The following is a 20,702-nucleotide window of genomic DNA, read 5'->3' on the forward strand; positions in this document are numbered from 1 at the left end:
CGCACATGAAAAAGTGGACATATTCTCGTAACTGTAAACGAATATGCCCACCTATTATAGCACAGCAACGTTTTGCTTGCTTTATAATCTTCAGCCGCGCCTGCCTTTTACATCCAGCTACACTCCTTGTGTCTCCAGGTAAGTTTTGAAGGATTGTGGTTTGAAACCAAAGTCACGTTCGACGCTATCCAGGTCGGTGGTGTTATTGAATGAGAACAAGGCCATAGCAGCCTTCGTCAACGGTGGTTTGGGCAAGACAGCTTCCATTACGGCGGCCCCCACACCAACCAGGGGGGTAGGAGCATACACCTTGGGTCGGCTATGATGAGTGGCCTGAAGCAGCATATCAAAGATCTGGCTGAACGAATAGTATTCTGGTCCGCCAATCGTAAAGATCTTGCGGTTGGTCCGATCCGGATCTTGCAGGACCTTGATAATCACCGTGACCACATCATCCACGGAGATAGGTTGGAACATGGTTTTGCCCCCACCAATCAACGGCACCACCGGGGCGGTCTCAATCAATTCCGTTAAGCCCTTAATAAAGGGTGCACCTTTACCGAAGAGCACAGAGGGACGAATAATAGTCCAATCCAGTCCACTCTCCATCAGCATCTTCTCGGACAGGTAGCGACCCTGCATGTAACTCCCCGGTTTGTCCGGTTTGGTCCCCAGGCCGCTGATCTCAATCATGCGTTTGACGCCGGCGGCCCTGGCCGCCAGAATCAGATTAGAGGTGCCCCCCACATTGGTCTCTTCATAGTTATTGCCAGGAGACTGCTTACGATCAGCGGTCATAAAGGCCGCGTGAATAATGGTGTCGACCCCCTGTAAAGCAGGCTCCAGTGTAGCTGGCTGCGTGGTGGCCCCCTGCACTAATTCCACGCTCTCCACTGGCAAACTGCTGGAAGCCTGACGCAGATCGCGTACCAGGCAACGTGGCCGTTCCCCCTGAGCAACCAGGCGAGCTACCAACTGCCGTCCAATAAAACCAGTGGCCCCCGTAATGAGTAACATTGGCTCGTCCCCTTTCTTTCGAAATACATTCTTCACGTTAGAGATGCCGGATCGTCAGTCTTCAGGTAGCATTAGCTTCCTTATCCAGAACAGTTACCATAACGTCTTAGCGGCACCATCAGACACAAACCGGTGGCATCTAAATGTGTCTTACTCTCGTTACCCTGAGGGAACGTGAGCGCCCCCGCACGTGCGTCCACTGCGCTGCCGCGCTGGTTTTTTTGTGTGTTGGTGCATGCAGGGGCACTGATACACCCCTGCATGCACCAACACAATGGACTCGTGAGCATCGGAGGTGCGAAAGCTTATGCAGGCAGTAATCGATGAGCATGAGAGTCAGCCACATTTTAAGCGCAGTAGCTATTTTTACTATAGTATGAGGTCGCTTCTGAAACCAGGGCACTGGATCATGAATACGTTCATGAGCAGGCACATCCATTGTAGGTGCCAGACATCGTTGGCGGAAAGGAGTCGCCCAGCAGGAGGGCCAGGCCGCCGCTCCGGCGGAGGGCGGCAAAGCCGGGGCAAGCCCGGCACCTACTGCAAGCAAAGCCGGGGCGAGCCCGGCACCTACTGCAAGGCATCGATGGGAAGGAAGATGCGTACGCTGACGCCTTCATTAGGGGTTGTCTTGACGGTCAGGGTGCCACCAGCGATGGCTAGCAGAGCGCTATGCGTGAGCAGTCCACCACCCGTTCCAGTGGTTGAGCTACTGGGAGAAACGATGCCGACTCCATCATCGGCCACAATAACTTCCAGGTGCGGATTACAGGACGCAGAGAGGGTGAGTCGTAACCGCCGGTGGATATCAGTCCCCCGGGCATGGCGAGCGGCATTGCGTAAAGCCTCCTGCACGGCCGCAAAGATCAGTTCAGCGATCGCGGGCGGCACAAGATCATCAATAACCTGCATGGTCTCCTCTGACACCTTCCATTCGACCACGTCAAAAGCCTGCTGAAAATCCTGTTCCAGCATGGTATGGATGGCAGTCATCATGCCATCACGCTCAAGGCGATGGGGTGCGCCGGTCGACATGGCCCGCATCATCGAGGCCAGCTGGCGATGGACAGTGCTGATCGAGCCAATGGCCTCGTGCAAAGTCTGCTCGACGCGCTCAGATTTTTCGCTATCCTGCCCGTGGAGGGAGCGCACCGTCTCCAGCCCCAGAAGAGCCAGGTGCAGCATCGGCAGGGTCTCATCGTGCAGCACACGCCGTTGCTGGGCGCCCAATAACTTGACGTCCACCACACGCCGTCGCAGCAGGCCAGCCACCGCCAGCATGGCTTCGTGATCGCGCAACGTATCCAGGATGCGCTGGCCGCAAGCCTGGGCCAGGTCCATATCTTCATTGGTAAACGCGCCACCATCCTGCCGGGGACCCAGATAAAGCCGGGCCACCAGACCCAACTCATCATAGATCGGCAAGACCCAACAGATCACCGGCATACCCTGCAATGACACGCGGATACGATAGGAGTGCAGGTCTGAGCGCAGAACTTTCGGATTCTGAATCTCGCCAGATACCGGCTCATGCAATCCACCACGGCTCAACTCCTCCACCTGATCAGATGCGTCTAAGATCGACCAGCGATAAGAGAAGCTTCTTCTCACGGGACCGGTCAGAACAACCAGGCGCGCGCAGCGTACCTCTAAGACTTCTTTACACAGGTGAAAGAAGAGCGCCTCCATGTTTTGTTCGGTCTTTTGCAGGTCAGTATTGAGCCAATGGCGAACGCTGGTACTACGCAAGAAGGGTCCGAGCAATGAAACATAGCGATCGTGCGCGGTATAGCTACTCCAGGTAAAGAGAGCATAGGCGCCAGTGGCAATAATCGTGATCAGTAGCAGGCTCCCTAGCGAACTATGCGTAATCCACATCAGAAATGAGATGAACAGCGCGCTCGCCGTCGCCACAAATACGATACCGCGCCACTGCTCAAAAAAACCACGTCGGGCCAGGGGACGCTCAATAAGGATGCCATGCCTGACAATCGAGTAACCAATCAGCAAGACGATCACAGCCACGCAGCCGGTCGCATAGATATCCAGCAGGATCAGGTTCATGGGGATACTATTGGGGTCGGCTGGTTGGGAAGCGGGCAGACCACCATTCGCCTGCATTCTTACCCAGGTAATGATCGACCAGACACCCAGCATACCCAGGCTGAGGGTCAAACAGACCATCAACAGGGCCGCCAGCAAGAGTACCGGACGCGCAAGGTGCCAGGATAATACGGGCTCATCCAGATTTTCCACGTCGATCTGGTCGTCCCAAAAAGCATCGACCAGGGCGCGCCGCAAAGAGTGGGTACGCACGCGCAGAACACCAAAGCGCCAGAGCGCGCCAAGCAGGCGCCCCACTCGCGCTGGTGTAAACCAGGGTCCGATCACACAGAATGTCACATAGGTTAAAAAGATCGGCAAAACCAGCAGCGGTAAAGATGGCCCCTGGGGCACAGCACCATTGACATCACTTCCATAGGCCAGCAGCAATAACGTTCCCCTGAACGTAAATACCGTCCGGTTGATGATCAAGATCGTCAACACGCTACAGCCCAGTAGCGCGCTACTCACCAGCAAATAGGGACGCCGATGGCGCCATTTACTATTGAGGAAAGAGGCATAGTACAGACCAATAACAAACCAGATATAGGGCACGCCAATGGCAGGGAACCAGACCAGGCGCCACAAAAAATCGGAGGATATGGGTCCGCTCGTTGTCCTGGAGAGAGAGCCAGAAATCAGCAACGCATGAATAAAGAAAAAGAGCGCCGCCAACCCCAGCCCTACCACACCTACACGCGCGATCATGCTGCGCCGATCCCCATTGAGCCACACGGTAAACGCCAGCCATAAAAAAGCGATCAGATTAAAAATCGATAAAGCCAGAGAGAGAGATTGTAGAAGCAGAGCCGAAGTCTGAAAAAATGGTACAGGCATTAGTTTTCTTCTTTATAGAGAGGGACCCATTCACCCCGGCGATCCTGTACCAGGGCCACGCCCTCTTCATCCCACATCACCATACGATTGAGCATATAAATCAGCGTCGCACGGGCACGCGCCACCTTATCATCGACGGCATTCTCGCTCAGTCCCCAGGCTGCGTAGATACGCCCATTGGTACGACTAACAGCTCGCTTATCATGCAAATTGAGGCGCGTCGCGATCTGCTCGTTGGTCATGCCCTGGGCCATCAACTCGGCCACGCGTAGTTCATTGGGCTCCAGAAGCGCTCGTGGAGACTGCTCATCCAGGTCGCGTACCTCTTGCACGCGATCCTCAATCTCCGGATCAACCAGGCTGCGACCGCTGACGGCATCGCGTAACAGCGGAACCAGCATGCTGGGCAGAAGATAATTGCTCTTGCGCACATAAGCATAGTGCGTCAGGATGCCGGAAGCACGAAACTCACGGTAATATTCGTCGTCATCCTGGATCGAATAAAACACCACCGGCATACGCGGCCGCTCACGGCGAATGGCGACCGCGGCCCCCACGCCACTTAAAGCCCGCCGACCCTCCCTGGGATCGCGCAATTGTACATCCATCAGGATGACGTCCACATCCAGTTCGAGCGCGCGCGCGACCGCTTCACGACCGGTGGCGGCCTCGCCCAGCACATGCACCTCTCTGGTAGCCTCTAATCCCTCGTACAGCGCTTTGCGCAAAGGACCGTGATCATCAACGAGCAATACATTTAATGTTCCCATATAAAAACGTGGCTACTCCATGCGCTGATATCAACCATTGGTCAGATGCACGCCGCACTGACCAATTACCTACTCCCCATAACTCCACCATACGTACTGCCAAGTATAGCAATTTTTGGCTGAAGAAGATAGCATCCGAAACCCCAAAATGTGCACCCGCGAACCTGGCTTCGGACATCTCATACTATCGCTTGAGAAAAATATCGTCTTGAAATCAAGCTAAGAAAACTATACTATAACACCGTACATAGTTCGAAGCTATGCATACAAAATATAGAGGTTGAAGAGAACATGACAACAGCTCCAGAGCAGCAAAAAAGCATCCATATCGGACTGCTTTTACATAACCACCAGCCAGTCGGAAACTTCCCCTGGGTATTTCAGCAGGTATTTGAAGAATCCTACTTACCCATGATCCAGGCCCTGGAACGGCATCCAGGTGTACGTCTCTCACTCCATTATACGGGATCACTCCTGGATTGGTTGGAAGAAACACATCCAGAGTTTCTCCGTCGAGTCGCCGCCCTGGTAGCACGCCAGCAGGTTGAGATTGTCGGCGGCGGTTACTACGAGCCGATTCTGCCATCGATTCCAGATAACGACAAGGTTACCCAGATTCGTCGCCTGACGGAGCGCGTCGAGGCCGACTTCGGCACACGTCCCACCGGCATGTGGCTGGCCGAACGCGTCTGGGAGCCGAGCCTGCCACGCTACTTAACTGAAGCGGGCATCCAGTGGACGATTCTGGACGATATCCATTTCAAGAATGTGGGCCTGGAAGATAAGGATCTCTATGGTTACTATGCCACCGAGGATCAGACCGGCATTCTGAAGGTCTATGCGACCAGCCAGTCACTGCGCTATACGATTCCCTGGCGCCCTCCTCAAGAAACCATCGAGACCCTACGCAAACTGGTCACTACGGCGGGAGATCGCATCGTGGTCATGGGCGACGATGGCGAGAAATTTGGTAGCTGGCCCGACACCCACCCCTACTGCTGGGGACCTGATGGCCACTCTGGCTGGGTCGACCAGTTCTTCGCCGCTCTGGAGGAGAATAGCGACTGGCTGCATACCACTCCTCTGGGCGAGTATGCGAACCAGCACGCGGCTCTGGGACGCGTCTATATCCCAACCTCATCATATATCGAGATGACCGAGTGGGCCCTTCCTCCACAACGCTCGTATCAGTTCTCTCAACTCTTACATCAACTGGAGAGCGAGCACCGCAACGACATTATCCAGTTTATGCGCGGCGGCTTCTGGCGTAGTTTCCTGGTTCGCTATCCAGAGATCAACAACCAGCATAAAAAGATGCTGCGCGTGCACGACACTGTCTATACCGCAGGTGGTAATGAAGAGGCCGGCCTGACCCATCTGCTCAAAGCCCAGGCCAACGATACTTACTGGCATGGGCTCTTCGGGGGCATCTATATGGCCCACGTGCGCTCAGCTATCTATCATCACCTGATCAAAGCCGAAAACGCCGCCGATCGCATCAACCATGGCCAGCAATCCTGGCAACGCTACGAGTTCACCGATTTCGAGCGCAACACGCTACAGCAATTGATCATTGAGAGCGATCAGCAAAACCTCTACCTGGATCCACAGCATGGTGGGAGCCTGTTTGAATGGGACCTGCGGCGCAGCGCCCATAATATGCTCAGCGTCATGACCAGGCAGGAGGAAAGCTATCACCAGACGTTACGCGCCTATGAGCAGGAACGTCGTCGCCACGTGACCGCGAAAGAAGAGACCCCGGCCAGCAGCGACCCGGGCAATCCACACAGCACCATCCGCACGAAAGAGGCCGACCTTGATCAATACCTGGTGCTGGATCGCTATCGCCGCAGTAGCCTGGTAGATCATTTCTTGCCTGCGGGCCTGCCTCTATCCAGCTATGCACAGGTGCGCTACGAGGAGCAGGGCAACTTCGCCAATGAACCGTATCAGGCCGACGTCAAGCAGGAGGAGGCGGGCATCACCATCGTGTTGAGCCGCGAGGGAATGGTCAAACGTCCCGGCGCCCTGAGCCCCCTGCCAGTCTCCCTGAGCAAAACCATCTTCGTTCCCAAAGGGGAAGAGAAACTGGTCATCCGCTACCAGATCGCCAATCAGGGGCAGGCCCGGCTTCAGAGCATGTTTGCCACGGAATTCAATATCAATCTGCTTGGTGGTGGCGGCAATCCACAGGCCTACTGCACCGTTGACGACCAACAACTGGAGAGCCACAGCTTTGATAGCACTGGCGAGGTCGCCAATGTGAGCTCGATGCATATCGGCAACAACTGGTTGCAGCAGGACCTGGGCATCGCGCTCAGCCAGCCAGCCAGCCTGTGGCGCTTCTCCATCGACACGGTCACCGGTTCAGAAGCAGGTTTTGAACGTACCCACCAGGGAAGCAATTTCACCTTCCTCTGGCCCATCACCCTGGACGGCGGTGAAAGCTGGAACGTCGAAATCACCGCACAGGGAACCCCGGCCTCAGTAGCCCGAAACTCCTAGGTCTATAGGACCAAACAGGCGTAGTTGCATGAGAGATCGATCTGTAACGTTGACTATATGGGGGAGAATCAATCTGACAACCCATGATTCTTCCTCTACGTAGAAACTACGTCATAGATTTGTCTCTTTTTCTTACCATTCACTGTATTAATAAAAAACGGCCAGGGAAACGGCGACAAATACACCTGTTGATATCTGGCATTCAGGCTGCCGGGATATTTATCGATTATTGTGTATGTGGAACAGGAAGGAGCAAGGACTGTGCAGAAGATCCTGGTGCTGCAACATGAACGAGAAGACCCCAAAGGATACCTGGGTGAGCTTCTGGAAGCTCGTGGTATCGCCCATGATGTAGTAGAGATCGAGAAGATGGCCCTCCCTGATCCATCACTCTATACGGCAATTATCGCGTTAGGTGGTTCGCAACATGTCTATGCGGAACAGGCATACCCGTACCTGGTCCAGGAAAAAGCCTGGCTACGCACGATTGTAGCGCGGGAGATTCCATATCTGGGCATCTGCCTGGGAGCGCAATTGCTGGCGGATGTATTGGGAGGACAGGTACGTCAGCATATTATGACAGAGATCGGCTTCTTTGATGTTCAGCTGACGAGCTCCGGTCAACAAGATCCTTTGTTTGCCGGCCTGCCCGGCTGTCAGAAGGTGTTCCACTGGCACGAAGATACATTTGACCTGCCGCCAGGCGCCCGGCTCCTTGCGACCAGCACGAATACGGAAAACCAGGCCTTCCGCCATGGGCGTTGCGCTTATGGATTACAGTACCATATAGAGCTTGACCACGACACGCTTAATACCTGGCTCTATCATCCGTCAATGAAAGAGAGTATGATTGCCATTCTGGGAATTTCAGCATATCAAAAGATCGAAGAAGAACGGGAAATACATTTTTCCATCTATCAACAACATACGAAAATGCTATTTGAGAATTTTCTAAGAATATGTAATCTGATCCATTGAAATGATATTCAGGAGTGCAAAACCCTTTTCTTTTCATCCTGCGATCTGCTATACTTGCACACAATAAGTTTATGCGACCCACACAACGGTTCGCCACATATGCTAATCCAGCGAACCAGCACTATATGCGGCAGGCACATCAGGGGTTGTGACAAAGTAGAGCATGTATAAGGATGTAGAGAATCAGCTTTAAAGGTATTCCTGGACCAAGTGGTCTGTTCTATTGTAAATGGTATAGACATGAATTATCAAGTGATGAGAAAAAGTACAACATCTATAGTAAAATCATTCGAAAGGCAGCAATCGACGAAGATGCCACACCAAACCAGACATAATAAGCGTACTACTATCCATCATCTTCATAAGCGATCACCTTTCGCTACTTCTAGTCGCAGCATCGCCAACGAACGCCATCCAACCCGTAATGAAGACAGCATGATCGTCGACGAGATCGGAGGTCTCTTCGCAGTCTTCGATGGCGTAGGAGGCAGCGCAGCCGCTGAAATTGCTTCGCAGACAGCCGCGAACTCAACACGCGAAGCCTGGAAGCTGATAATGAGCAGGAATCCTCATCGGCGCAAGATCTATACATTTCTAGAAGATTGCAATAAACGTGATCTCTGCAAGATCCTGGAAGACCTGATCCTGAAATCAGATGAGCAGGTACGCACCAGCGGCGCCCAACGTGCGGGCACAGATGATCTGGCCACCACCGTTGCACTGGCTGCTTTTTGCCGCCGGCCAGACTCTCACGAATATACAATGGTCTATGCACATGTGGGTGATAGCCGCGTCTATCTACTACGTGGAGATGAGCGTATCAAGCGCCTCACCAGCGATGATGGTCTCCTGACCAAGCTGATCGAAAATCAGATCGTTAATGAATACCATGCATTCCGCATCGATCAGGCAATGCGGGCCGATCAACTTTCTGAGGTCGAATACAACTACTTCCGGTTGCGCGGCGGTATTACCCAGGCCCTGGGCGGACCTATACCACCAACCATTCACACCAACAAAATAAGCATACGACCAGGGGATCGCATCCTTCTCTGTACAGATGGCATTCACGATAATCTGACCGACGAAGAGATCGAAGATATTCTAAGGACGAGTCCACGTTCATCGGCATCCCGCATCCTCGTTGAAAGCGCCCGCCAACGTTCCCATGAAGACCGTACCCAGACAATTCGCTCCAAACCCGACGACATGAGTGCTATTGTGCTTACCTGTCGTTTTTAGCAGGCGTTGATCAACAGGCGGCGTTAGCAGTAACATAGCATAAATATAGCGAGCACTTACAGGCAATGCATACCAGCGCTTGCTCGTAGCTCGCTGCGTCATCACGCCGCCACCCCAACAGCACCGCAGATCCCCCATCATCTACCAACAAGTATGTGAGTCACCGCCATGCGGACACCAACGCTGAGGCACGCTATCTTTTGCCGCCTTTTTGTCCTCAATCTAATTTTACCCCGCTCAAAAAGCATGCCGGAAGGAGAGATCAAGCTCCCAATATTGCAGTATGTCAATATTTCTGCCCGGTGATCCGATAAAGAATAGTGCTTGAATATCCTAGCACATAAGGGAGGGCTCATGAACTCTGTTGATATCGCACGTGCCTTTGTACAGCAAACATTCCCGAATTGTAAGGCCGCCATCCTTGCCGGGAGTGCTTCTCGAGGAGAAGAAACCGATACATCTGATCTGGACATCCTGGTGATTGTCGATAAGACACAGTCGGTCTATGAAGAGTCGCTAAACGCATTCGGGCGAGCGATCGACGTTTTGTTCTATACCCATGATGCCTGTCGCAAGCTCTTCAAAATGGAAATCCAACGCCGTCGACCGGTGGTGACGCATATGTGCGCGCACGGCATCATTTTAAAAGATCCGACTGGATTGGCGCTACAGATCCAGGATGAAGCCTGGCAGGTGCTACGCTATGGTCCAGAGGTGATGTCGCAGGAAGAACTGGACATGCATCGCAATGAACTGACGGATCAGCTTGACGATTTTATTGGCGCAAAGGATTGGCACGAGAGCAATATCGTCGCGTTTTCTTTGATCGTTGGCTCCATCAACCTTGTACTCAGCTCACGTCGCCACTGGATTGGGGCGGGCAAGTGGCTGCTGCGAGAACTGCAAGACTATGATCCTCAACTGGCACAGCAGTGCGTTCGCGCCATGGACAGCTTCTACAAGCAGGGGCGCAAAGATGATTTAATCGCCTTCGTAGAGCAAGCACTGGATCTGGTAGGTGGGCGGTTAGATAAAATTATCCACGGCAAAAAAGACACGCGTCCGAATGAAGGCCTGCTGGTATCCGAGACGTGATATAAAAAAAGAGGCGCAAAAAGAAGAGGCTTCAACCATGCCGGACTGGTTGGAGCCTCTTCAGCGTAAATTATGCCTGCGCGACGACAGCTTCAAACTGATCGCGATCAAGCTGCTCGTGTTCTATCAATGCGGCGGCCAGCGTTGTCAGCATATCACTGTGCTCTGTGAGAATGGCATGGGCCATAGCATGACCGTCCTGCAGGATACGCTGAACCTCCGCATCAACCAGAGAGTTCATCGTTACGCCACTGATGGACCTGGAGGGCATCGTTTGCGCATAATACCGGCCTGGAATGGGCCGGGCCACGCCATGTAGATGCAAATTGCCCTGTGCATCAGCGACCAGGGTCCTGGCCTGCGCAGGCACCGCGTCGGGATCGATCTGACGTAGATTTAGCTCATAGGATTCTTCCGGACGGTAGTCCGCGAACATTACGCCTATGCGCTCACTCATCCCCCAACGCGTAACCATCTTACGGGCCAGGTCGGTCACCACCTGCAAATCGTTTTCCGCCCCGGTAGTCACCCGTTCCACCCCAAAGGTTAGTTCTTCCGCCACCCGGCCTCCCAGGCCGACCGCGATCCGCGCCATCAACGTTTCACGGCTGTAGTTATAGCGATCCATTTCGGCGCTAAACTGTGTTACGCCCAGACTCTGTCCGCGCGGCAAAATGGTCACGCGATTCACTCGATCAGCTTCGGGAAGGTAGTGCGCAACCAGCGCATGACCACCTTCGTGAACCGCAATAATGCGGCGCTCATCCTCGCTCATCACCAGGGGTCGTAACGCACCCAGTTGAATACGGGCCAGCGCCTCTTCGAAACATTCGTGGGTGACCGCCATTAAATCTCTTCGCGCCGCGGAGAGGGCAGCTTCATTCACCAGGTTGGCGAGATCAGCACCAGTCATGCCAGTGGTCAGACGGGCCAGACGCTCTAACGAGACATCCATAGCCAGAGGCGTCTGACGCGAATGCACGCGCAAGATGGCTTCGCGACCAACACGATCCGGTGCAGACACCGTGATGCGCCGATCAAAACGACCGGGTCGCAGTAGCGCCTTATCCAGGATATCTACCCGGTTGGTGGCCGCCATCACAATCACAGCCTGCCGCGCATCAAAACCATCCAGTTCAACCAGCAGCTGGTTCAGAGTCTGGTCTCGTTCATCGTTGCCTGTAGCACGCACCGAGCGCTTGCGCCCTACCGCATCGATCTCATCGATAAAGATAACACACGGTGCTACGTGGCGCGCTTGCTGAAAAAGATCACGCACGCGGCTGGCACCAACACCGACAAACATTTCAACAAATTCAGAGGCACTGATACTAAAAAAAGGAACATGCGCCTCGCCCGCGACCGCTTTGGCCAGCAGGGTCTTGCCAGTGCCAGGGGAACCCACCAGCAGGGCGCCTCGTGGGATGTGAGCTCCCAGACGACTAAATTTCTCCGGTTGGCGCAGAAACTGCACCATCTCTACCAGTTCAGATTTAACTTCATCGATACCAGCAACATCGGCGAACGTCACCGAAGGAATATTGGCAATCGGGGCCGCTCCAGATTTGCTCGCGGCCGTAGAGGAACCACGTATACCGGATAGGGGCTTCGCGTTATGGGATTGAGTCGGTGGAGGTGATACACCCTCGGGTAAACGATCAAAGCGCCTGGCCCGGCTTTTACCTATCTGACTGACGCGATCATCCATGAAGCCAGGCGAATTACGCCTGTTGCGCAGCACAAAAAACACCAGCAGCAAACCAAGCAACAGCAGTAAAGGCGCGAAACGCAGCAGCATGGTGAAGAGCAAAGATGGCTGTGGCGTAGAAAGAACGTGAACATCGACGTGCGAAGACTCTAGCTGGTTCATGAGCAGATCTTTGCCACCGGCTGGGATGCGCACATAAAGCGTGTGCTGCTCAAAAGCAGTGGTATCCTGTGAAGCAGACAGGGTGCTGCCATTATTGGCTAAGGTATTATACCATCCCGCAGGATCAATCTGAGTCTCTTTTCCAATTTTAGTTATATCTTTAGATGGTTGAAGCGGATATTTAAGTAAGGCATGAACATCGTCATCTTGAATGGCCACCGCCGAAACATTTCCACTTTGCAACTGATGTATCAGGGTCGTGTAGTCAACAACTTGCGATCCATCGTTCGGGTCATTCGCACCTGGTGCTGGTAGACGCAAACAGATAGCAAGCAGTAATACGCATAAAACTACAATGAGTGTACATGTAAGAGCAGCATTACGGTGATGACGAAAAAATTGCCCCATCCTCCGCCCATAATCACGTATAGGTCGCTGTTGACGCCTCCAATTACCCGGCTTCATGCGGCGACTAGCCTTATCATCCATACCTTCACCTCGCCTAAAACAGGTTGTTCTATTACTAAGATCTCGATGCTAGTTCCCATGAAAAGAGAACTATCTATAAACCAGAAAAGAAAATGCTGTCTCGTCAGCACTTTATAGGTATAAAAAAAAGCATTCTATATCATCATCACAACCCTGTGGTTGTGAGCTTGCTTTCTTTCATATACTATTTCTACTATTTCAGGCCGCCACATCCACGTTCGCAGTCAGAAATAGACAACCATCAACCTACGTTGGGAAAACAAACGCTGCTTGGAGTTAAACTAGCTGTAGTTTATCGCGTTTCACCACGCACCGTACTACCCACAGTACTTTCTTCTTAGCACATATTATGTCAAGCCATCTCAAAGTGTATCACCGCATAGTCTTTAATAGCCTTAGAAGAAGCCACGCTTCCGACACATTCCCTATTTATAATGGTAGATAACATGAATAGCGCCATCGATAAAATCGACCGCGCTGTTTAGGGTAACGTATTCGTATAACCTGGCACACGCCATCCTTACTTCTATTACGTTGCCATTCTCTCTACATGATACACATTTCACCCATAATGGGTACCACTTGAAACAAAAAGAGGCAAGACGCCTCTACAGGTGTCTTGCCTCTTTTTGTTTCAAGTCCCAATTCACTGGGGCACATAAGCGCCCCAGCGGCCGCTACGCGGCCGCCCAGTTTATGTGTGTGATGGTGCGGCAGGTGCGCATGCGCACCTGCCGCACCATCACACACATAAACTGGGCGCATCTGCAATGCTCACGAGTCCATTTTATGCTAGTACAGAAAGGAGTACGCATGCGCACCTGTCGCACCATCACACATGACCGGTAAGCGCCGGTGATACTCATGAGTCTTGTTTTATGTTAGTGCATTGAGGGCGCGCATGCGCACCTGTCACACCATCACACATGACCGGTGAGCATTGCAGATGCTCACGAGTCCATTTTATGCTAGTACAGAGGAGGGCGCATGCGCACCTGTCACACCATCACACATGACCGGTGAGCATTGCAGATGCTCACCGGTCCATTTTATGCTAGTACAGAGGAGGGCGCATGCGCACCTGTCGCACCATCACACATGACCGGTGAGCACCGGTGGGACCCATGAGTCTTGTTTTATGTTAGTGCATTGAGGGCGCGCATGCGCACCTGTCGCACCATCACACATGAGCGATCTCACACCTACAGTGCCCAGAAGTCCGTTTTGTGGTGGTGCATCGGGTGCGCATGTGCGCACCCGATGCACCACCACAAAAATAACAGCGCGGCTGCGTAGCAGCCGCGCGTGTGGAGGCGCTCATGTACCCCTAAAATGACAAGATTAAATCACTCTCTAGGAGAGTTGTTGCTCCAGGAAGCGGGCAATAGCGGGATAGGCCAGCAGGCGATTGCTGCGCTTAATCAAGCCATGCCCTTCATCTTCAAAACGCAGGTATTCCACAGGAACCTGGCGTCGCTGGAGCGCGGCGACGATCTGTTCGGCTTCGCCCACGGGGACGCGTGGATCATTGGCACCATGCACCACAAACAGTGGAGCGGTAATTTTATCGACGGAACGGATCGGCGAAATCTGCTCCAGAAACTCGCGATCGTTCTCAAGGCTACCATATTCGGCTTCGCGCAGCTTGCGACGCCAGGGTCCCGTGTTTTCCAGGAAGGTGACAAAGTTGGCGATACCCACGATATCAACGGCCGCCGCCCACAGATCGGGGTAGGTAGTGATCGCCGACAGGACCATGAAGCCACCGTAGCTTCCTCCCATCACGACGATGCGCTTGCTGTCGGCGATACCACTATCGCGCAGCCAGAGGGCCGCATGCTGTAGATCTGCCACAGAGTCCATACGCAGGCGTACATCGTCCAGGCTCTGATAATCATACCCATAGCCAGTACTGCCGCGTACATTTGGGGCCAGCACGGCAAATCCTTGAGACACAAAATACTGGGTTACCGGATCAAAAATGGGACGCGCCTGTCCCTCTGGCCCACCATGAACATTGATAATGACAGGCAGCTGCTTTTGCTGTCCTGTCGGGAGATAAAGAAAACCGGGTATCTCGCGACCATCAAAGGTGGGATAGTGCACCAGCGAAGGATTGACAAAGGATGCTTGCGGAATGCCGCCGCGAGAGCTCTGGGTCGCGCGCACGATAGCCTCCGCCTCCAGGTCCCAGACCCAGACATCCATGGCATCATCAGCGGTAGCATACGTCAAAGCCAGCCGTGAGCCATCTTCAGACCAGGTTAAATCATAGATGACGCCTCGGGGAAGGGTCGGCGTCAGCAACGACCGTCGCTGCTCCCATCCCTGCGAGACATCGAACAGCGACAGCGTGGAATAGCCATCCTCATTCACAACCATCGCCAGACGGGTGCCGTCTTTACTCACTTGCAGCTGCTCCACATCCCAGCGATCTTCGCCCAGATAGCGCATGGCCAGGGTTGACAGATCCAGGTAAGCCAGTGAACGGAACTGGCGCTCATGGTTGCTCAAGAGATACAGTCCCTGGCGATCAGCTGACCATGCCGCCGAGTGATAAACCGCCCCACGCCCATCCAGTTTCATTTCGGGGGTCAGCGCCCGCTCGGTAGCAGTTGCGCGATCCACTAGTAGCAGCTGACTGCGTGTGTTGGAGAGCCAGCGCGTCAAATAGACCTGTGAGCCATCTGGCGAATAACCATGGGCATAGTTAGTCCCATCGTGCTGCAACAGCAAACGCTGCTCACCGCTAACGATCTCCATCTCATAAATATCGAAGTAGCGGGCATCGCGCTCATTGCTGCTATAGGTGATGTAACGCCCATCCGGGGACCAGTCACCAAAGATGTGCATCACCTCAAGGTTTGAGGTAAGCGCGGTCAGTTGTGAGCCATCAGCCGCCAGCAAAAAGAGCTGAGCCCGCTCATTGCCACCGATATCACCCGAGACCAGTATGGTGTCTTCATGAGGAGCGTACACCGCGCCGGACACGCGCTCACCACGGAATGTCAACTGCTCTGGCCAGGATGGGATCGCGGCCTGCATATTCAAGTCGACGCTCCAGACCTCCGCCACACCGGTAATATTGGTCAAGAAACTTAGCTTCTGGCCATCCGGAGAAAAATGTGGTCCGAAAGCGGTACGCACATTGAGATAACGCTCAAAACTATACGTCTCTTTTGCCATGCCCGATTTCTCCAATTCCTTTTGCATTTGTATTATGCGTTGATGCTACGCATACTCAACTGTATCCGGCTGCGCTTGATGTCGATATCCAGCACGCGCACCTGTACCACCTGCCCAACCGAGACCACGCTGAGAGGATCACGTACGAAGCGGTCAGCCATCTCAGAGACGTGAACCAGTCCATCATGCTTGACGCCGATATCGATAAAGGCGCCAAAATCAACCACATTGCGCACCGTTCCCTGCAAGATCATACCTGGCTGCAGATCCTCCATCTTCAACACATCGTGTCGCAGGATAGGCGCGGGTAGCTCATCGCGGGGATCAAGTCCGGGCTTCTCCAGGTTTTCCAGGATATCGTTGAGCGTCGGCAAACCTACGCCGATCTTTTCCGCCAGGTCCCGCCAGGCTGCAGCCTCACCGGACGCACCAGCGTTGTCCCGATTGCGATTTGAGCGGCCCAGGCTATGCTGCAGCTTGATGAATTGCCGGAACTGCGCGATGCGCTCGGCCGGTCTGGCGTTCTTCTGCTCCCCTTCGGGCAGCATCTTCAGCAGCGCGCGCGCCGCCTCGTAACTTTCGGGATGGATGAATGTATTATCCAGCGGCTCACTGCCATTGGCGATCTTCAGGAAGCCCGCCGCCTGCACAAAGGTAGCCTGGCCCAGACCCGCCACCTTCAGCAGTTCCTTGCGCGTCTTAAATGGACCGTTGGCCTCGCGGTACTTCACAATCGCGTTAGCGACGCGTGTATTGATGCCAGAGACATGCTTCAACAGGGCAGCCGAGGCCGAATTGACCTCGACACCGGCGAAGTTGACGCACGAAGCCACCACCCGCTCCAGTGCCGCCGCCAGTTCCTTTTGATCCACATCATGCTGGTAGAGCCCAACCCCAACGGCCTTGGGATCGATCTTCACCAGCTCGGCCAGGGGATCCTGCAGGCGGCGCGCGATTGAAATGGTACCGCGTTGGGTCGCGTCCAGGGTAGGAAACTCTTCACGCGCGGCCTCCGATGCTGAGTAGACTGAGGCGCCCGCCTCGTTGACGATCATATATCCGATTGTTTCCGCGTCCGGATTGTGTTCGGCCAGTTCCCGTAAAAGATCGGCCACAAGTTGTTCGGTCTCACGTGAAGCCGTACCGTTGCCGATGGCGACCACGGTAATCTGATAGTCGGTCAACATCTGCCGTAACAGCTTGCGCGCCTTATCCGCCTGGTGCAGATACATGGTATCGGAGGTAATATATTTGCCTGTCTCATCCACGATGGTAAGCTTACAGCCCGTACGGTAACCCGGATCAATGCCCAGCACCTTTTTGCCGCGCAAGGGAGGCTGGAGCAACAGGTTACGCAGGTTGGTGGCAAAGACATTAATGGCATGCTCTTCAGCTTTGCGCGTCAGTTCCACGCGCACCTCGCGCTCCATCGAGGGTGAAAGCAAACGTTTATAGCCATCCTCCATGGCCTCACTCAATAGTGGAGCAAATGGTGAAGTGGCCTTGATCGGATAATGGGTCGTAATGTCCCGCTGGGCCTGCTCATAGGGGAGTGAGATATTGACGCGCAGCACATCTTCGCGCTCACCACGATTGAGCGCCAGAACGCGATGGGGTACCAGCTTCGTCACATTCTCATTAAATTCATAGTAGAGCCGGTAGACACCGTTTGGATCTTTCTCCGCGACCTTCTCGGGATCGGTCACGCGCGCGCCCACGGCGGAGTCCCTGAAAAAGGTGGTGCGTACCGAGCCGCGCACATTGGCATCTTCAGCGATCATTTCCGCCACGATATCGCTGGCCCCGGCATACGCTTCCAGACTGGTATCAACCCCTTTCTCGGCGTCCAGAAATGGCTGCGCGTGTTCTTCCAACACCGCCTGGGCATCTCCCATTATCTCCGGCTGACGTAAAATGATTTCGGCCAGCGGAGCCAGCCCTTTTTCACGCGCGACGCTAGCGCGCGTCTTACGCTTCGGTCGATACGGAAGATAGAGATCCTCAACCTCCTGCAAGGTCTTTGCCGCCTCAATCTGCGCGGCCAGTCCGGGCGTCAGCTTGCCCTGCCCCTCAATCAGCCGATGCACGTCCTGCTTACGCTCAAACAGCGCCCGCAACGCCGCCGCCCGGTCGGCGATCATCTGAATCTGCACCTCATCCAGACTACCCGTTACCTCTTTACGGTACCGCGCAATAAATGGCGTCGTATTGCCTTCATCGATAAGCGCAATCGTGCGCGCGATCTGTCCCGTGCCAAGATTAAGCTCGGCAGCAAGGGTGCGGGCAATATCGTCAACCGACAACACAGCAATCGTCTCTGCCGCAGCCCTCGCTGCATGGTCAAGTGGTTCTTGAGTCGTCAATTATCTAAGCCTACCTTCCCTGAACAATTAGAGAGGTTCTTTTTTTCATTGAAATAGAAGTAAACGTTTCCTCCCATCGTCGGGAGAACGTCCACCCAGTATAACACTTCATTCAGGCTGTTTCTATACGTCATGATGACTATACGATCGTCGGCCAGGCCCGTCTCCTTTTATTTCAATGGAGGTGCAGCAGGGGCACGGATGCGCCCCTGCTGCACCTCCATTGAAATAAAGAATGGGGATGCCTGCATTCCCCACGCTCGGGGGCATGCAATCTAAACATTTTAGATACGTTGCGCTTCCTGACGATGGGCGCGGCCCCATAGACCACCCAACCAACCAAGGATCCAGGCAATGAGCAGGCCCAGCAACATAAGAAACAAAAAATTGACGAAGGGCGTTTGTTTGGTCAGGAAAGCGGGGATTACGGGCCAGTGTGGCTGCACAAAACTCCAGGCCTGCGTGAATAAAGCGCGCGAATCGCCCTGAGGATTATAGGTCATTAAGGTTTGATAGCGTTGGGTGGCACCAATCAACAGACCCAGCAGCATACCGACCCAGAAAACAACGGTGCCCCAGATACCGGTCCAATAGCCGGCCCAGGCTCCGCGAATCGAGCTACCACCCCGACGCGTGGTTATAAAACCAGCAAAGACATAGAACAGGAAGCCGAACACCGTCGCCAGATAAAAATCTGCCGCTTCCTTCAATGCCAATACCATCAGGGCCGCCAGGCACCCCTGAATTAATCCCCACAGGCAGCCCTGGCTGGACGGATTGGGTAAAGGCCGATTCTGAGCCGCATACGCACGGGCGCGCTTCTTCTGTTCCGCCGGAGATAACGGGGGAGGATAAGGATATCCCGGCGCTGGTTGTGGGACTCCTCCCTGACCCGGTGGCAAAGCGGGATAACTGATCTGCTGCTGAACTCCATTTCCGTTATAGCCATAAGATTGTTGCGGTTGCATAAATGGATATGGTGCTTGATTGTAAGCTGAAGGACCTGCGCCTGGCTGAACCGGTGGCATCACCTGAGACGGTGAGCGGACGGCGATGGTTGGATCATTGTGTGGTCCCGCGTAGCTGTGCGCGGGAGGAGGAGTTAGAACGGAACCCGCTGGCCCCATCTGGACCGCGATAGTTTGATCATTATAGGCATCAAATGATGGCTCACGCAAGATCCGGGCCAGTTCGCCCATGCTCTCAAAGCGCTGGTCCGCGTGGAGCGACAGCGCCTTCAGCAGAACCCACTCCATCTTTGGTGAGATCGATGGGTTGAGCAGGCGTGGAGCAATCAACTCATCATGCACACTGCGACTGGTGGCGACGGGAGGGAGACGATTCGTCAGTAAAATATACATCGTCGCTCCCAGCGAATAGATATCTGACTGCGGTGAAGTCTTGCCGATATATTGCTCAAGCGGGCTGAACCCTTCGCTCACCGCGCGCCCCAATGTCTGTGTGCTCGCGTTAGGATCGTAAAGCTTGGTCAGGCCAAAATCAAGCAGGACGGCGGTATTGTTTGGCGTCAGCACGATGTTGCCCGGCTTGATGTCGCGGTGCATCACTGGTGGGCGACGATTATGGAGCTCTTGTAGCGCATCCATCAGCGGGAGTAGCCAGTTTAAAACCTCCTGCTCGCTACAGGGACCACTGGACAACTGACCTGGCACCTGCTCGCCCACCCTGCCACCAGGAACCCGCGAACGCAACACCTGCAGCAGGTTCTGCCCCTCAATCATCTGCATAATCAGATAAAAACGCCCATTGGCTTCAAGGGCGTCATATACCTCCGGCAGATGGGGGCTTCTCACGGTAAATAGTACGCTCGCCTCCATCAACGCCTGGCGGCGGGCGGCGGGCGTGACATCGTACGTCTCTTTGATCGCGCACGGACGATTCTTTTCGCTCGTATCAACCCCGCTATAGACCGCGCCAAAGCCACCCTGATTAATCAGATTGCCAACAATATAGTGGCCCCCGATAAGCGTTCCTGGTGTTAATGCGACTGGTAAGCTCATGAGCGAGCATGGACCTCTACTTTCCACGAGACATAAACAGGAATGACAACCAGTTCAGAAATGCGCAACATATTTACGTTACAAGGCAACAGGCGGTTACAGTAAATATTCTTTTTGTTAAGCATTTGTGTCGGCGACCCCAGCCACTATCATAGCACACCATACACTATCAGTGAATAATTTACCCGTTTTCTTACCATACTCCTGTATGGCCGTGCCTTCAGCC

11 protein-coding genes are annotated in these 20,702 nt (G+C 53.9%); 4 read left to right on the forward strand and 7 right to left on the reverse strand.

Features of this window, described 5'->3' with window-relative positions; translation table 11 throughout:
* Positions 1-117: 117 nt before the first annotated feature.
* The 3 genes from KTT_RS02690 to KTT_RS02700 form a co-directional block, all read right to left on the reverse strand.
* A complete protein-coding gene (locus KTT_RS02690; protein WP_126594522.1) occupies positions 118-1,017 on the reverse strand; it encodes an SDR family oxidoreductase in 900 nt (299 codons plus the stop codon).
* Between the two features lie 570 nt (positions 1,018-1,587).
* Positions 1,588-3,957 (reverse strand): sensor histidine kinase, encoded by a 2,370-nt coding sequence (locus tag KTT_RS02695; RefSeq protein WP_126594523.1) that lies wholly within the window; start codon positions 3,955-3,957, stop codon positions 1,588-1,590.
* Positions 3,957-4,727: a response regulator transcription factor gene (locus KTT_RS02700; protein WP_126594524.1), complete on the reverse strand. Its 771-nt coding sequence runs from the start codon at positions 4,725-4,727 to the stop codon at positions 3,957-3,959. The genes KTT_RS02695 and KTT_RS02700 overlap by 1 nt, the downstream gene beginning before the upstream one ends.
* Before the next feature lie 291 nt (positions 4,728-5,018).
* Here KTT_RS02700 and KTT_RS02705 point away from each other — a divergent pair, with 291 nt between their 5' ends.
* From KTT_RS02705 to KTT_RS02720, 4 genes are all read left to right on the forward strand, one after another.
* Complete coding sequence (locus KTT_RS02705) at positions 5,019-7,232, forward strand: alpha-amylase/4-alpha-glucanotransferase domain-containing protein (protein ID WP_126594525.1); 2,214 nt, start codon at positions 5,019-5,021, stop codon at positions 7,230-7,232.
* A gap of 261 nt (positions 7,233-7,493) precedes the next feature.
* Positions 7,494-8,210 carry a type 1 glutamine amidotransferase gene (locus KTT_RS02710; protein ID WP_126594526.1) on the forward strand — a complete coding sequence of 239 codons (717 nt, stop codon included), beginning with the start codon at positions 7,494-7,496 and terminating at the stop codon, positions 8,208-8,210.
* Between the two features lie 312 nt (positions 8,211-8,522).
* Positions 8,523-9,452 carry a PP2C family protein-serine/threonine phosphatase gene (locus KTT_RS02715; protein WP_160145597.1) on the forward strand — a complete coding sequence of 310 codons (930 nt, stop codon included), beginning with the start codon at positions 8,523-8,525 and terminating at the stop codon, positions 9,450-9,452.
* Positions 9,453-9,806: 354 nt separating this feature from the next.
* Complete coding sequence (locus KTT_RS02720; RefSeq protein ID WP_126594528.1) at positions 9,807-10,547, forward strand: nucleotidyltransferase domain-containing protein; 741 nt, start codon at positions 9,807-9,809, stop codon at positions 10,545-10,547.
* A gap of 70 nt (positions 10,548-10,617) precedes the next feature.
* On the opposite strand, the gene ftsH is transcribed toward KTT_RS02720, so the two are convergent.
* From ftsH to KTT_RS02740, 4 genes are all read right to left on the reverse strand, one after another.
* On the reverse strand, positions 10,618-12,906 hold the full coding sequence (gene ftsH / locus KTT_RS36950; RefSeq protein ID WP_371864836.1) for an ATP-dependent zinc metalloprotease FtsH: 2,289 nt from the start codon (positions 12,904-12,906) through the stop codon (positions 10,618-10,620).
* A gap of 1,353 nt (positions 12,907-14,259) precedes the next feature.
* On the reverse strand, positions 14,260-16,092 hold the full coding sequence (locus KTT_RS02730) for a S9 family peptidase (protein ID WP_126594530.1): 1,833 nt from the start codon (positions 16,090-16,092) through the stop codon (positions 14,260-14,262).
* Positions 16,093-16,124: 32 nt separating this feature from the next.
* On the reverse strand, positions 16,125-18,398 hold the full coding sequence (locus tag KTT_RS02735; protein ID WP_371864891.1) for a Tex family protein: 2,274 nt from the start codon (positions 18,396-18,398) through the stop codon (positions 16,125-16,127).
* A 341-nt stretch (positions 18,399-18,739) separates the two neighbouring features.
* Positions 18,740-20,476, reverse strand: coding sequence for a serine/threonine protein kinase (locus KTT_RS02740; RefSeq protein WP_126594531.1), 1,737 nt, complete (start codon positions 20,474-20,476; stop codon positions 18,740-18,742).
* Positions 20,477-20,702 lie beyond the last annotated feature (226 nt).

It is taken from the genome of Dictyobacter aurantiacus (assembly GCF_003967515.1).
Taxonomy (GTDB): Bacteria; Chloroflexota; Ktedonobacteria; order Ktedonobacterales; family Ktedonobacteraceae; genus Dictyobacter; species Dictyobacter aurantiacus.